This is a genomic window from Enterobacter cloacae complex sp. IR5412 (genome assembly GCF_049237385.1).
In the GTDB taxonomy this organism is placed as follows: domain Bacteria; phylum Pseudomonadota; class Gammaproteobacteria; order Enterobacterales; family Enterobacteriaceae; genus Enterobacter; species Enterobacter intestinihominis.
This window is the reverse complement of record NZ_JBMKHQ010000039.1, coordinates 1-1,140: the sequence shown is the minus strand read 5'-3', so window position 1 is coordinate 1,140 and position 1,140 is coordinate 1. Positions and strand designations below refer to the sequence as shown.

Sequence of the window (1,140 nt, the reverse complement as noted above, 5' to 3'; positions counted from 1 at the left end):
TGCGAAGCGCAATCACCTTCTCGGAAACCCTCGCGAAATTTCGCAGTCGCGACGCCAGAGACCGAGGGTTAGATCATGCCTAGCATTCACCTTCCGGCCGCCCGCTAGCGGACCCTGGTCAGGTTCCGCGAAGGTGGGCGCAGACATGCTGGGCTCGTCAGGATCAAACTGCACTATGAGGCGGCGGTTCATACCGCGCCAGGGGAGCGAATGGACAGCGAGGAGCCTCCGAACGTTCGGGTCGCCTGCTCGGGTGATATCGACGAGGTTGTGCGGCTGATGCACGACGCTGCGGCGTGGATGTCCGCCAAGGGAACGCCCGCCTGGGACGTCGCGCGGATCGACCGGACATTCGCGGAGACCTTCGTCCTGAGATCCGAGCTCCTAGTCGCGAGTTGCAGCGACGGCATCGTCGGCTGTTGCACCTTGTCGGCCGAGGATCCCGAGTTCTGGCCCGACGCCCTCAAGGGGGAGGCCGCATATCTGCACAAGCTCGCGGTGCGACGGACACATGCGGGCCGGGGTGTCAGCTCCGCGCTGATCGAGGCTTGCCGCCATGCCGCGCGAACGCAGGGGTGCGCCAAGCTGCGGCTCGACTGCCACCCGAACCTGCGTGGCCTATACGAGCGGCTCGGATTCACCCACGTCGACACTTTCAATCCCGGCTGGGATCCAACCTTCATCGCAGAACGCCTAGAACTCGAAATCTAACGTCCGTTCGGGCATCGAGGTCCATGTCGGGGTGGGACGGGCCCGTGGCTTCAAGATCACTTGCAGTCCGACCGCGATGTCTTGGTTGCGCGAGAGGTTGTCGATATCCTCCACTTCCATCATCAACCCTGGATAATGCCGCCGCCGTCATCGCCGCCGACGCCCGTGCCGGGCTTTTCGGGCCTGTCAGGCTTGCTCGGCCTTCAGCCTGCCTGGGCGAGATCTCCGGCGGACGGATTAACGGCGGAGCTTCGCCGCCTTTCGTGCGTGTGAAGGCCGAAGATAGTTCTCTCAAAAACATCCGTTTATGAGAGATACCAAATGTCATTTTCAGAAGACGACTGCACCAGTTGATTGGGCGTAATGGCTGTTGTGCAGCCAGCTCCTGACAGTTCAATATCAGAAGTGATCTGCACCAATCTCGACTAT

The 1,140-nt window shown here is 61.5% G+C and carries 1 protein-coding gene; it reads left to right on the top strand.

All coding sequences use genetic code 11. The features are described from left to right. Nucleotides 1-210: 210 nt before the first annotated feature. Nucleotides 211-711 carry a GNAT family N-acetyltransferase gene (locus ACOTX2_RS24995; RefSeq protein ID WP_000376623.1) on the top strand — a complete coding sequence of 167 codons (501 nt, stop codon included), beginning with the start codon at nucleotides 211-213 and terminating at the stop codon, nucleotides 709-711. Nucleotides 712-1,140 lie beyond the last annotated feature (429 nt).

Coding starts and splice junctions, on each gene's coding strand:
- ACOTX2_RS24995 (WP_000376623.1), top strand. CDS start 211: ATGGACAGCGAGGAGCCTCCGAACGTTCGGGTCGCCTGCTCGGGTGAT.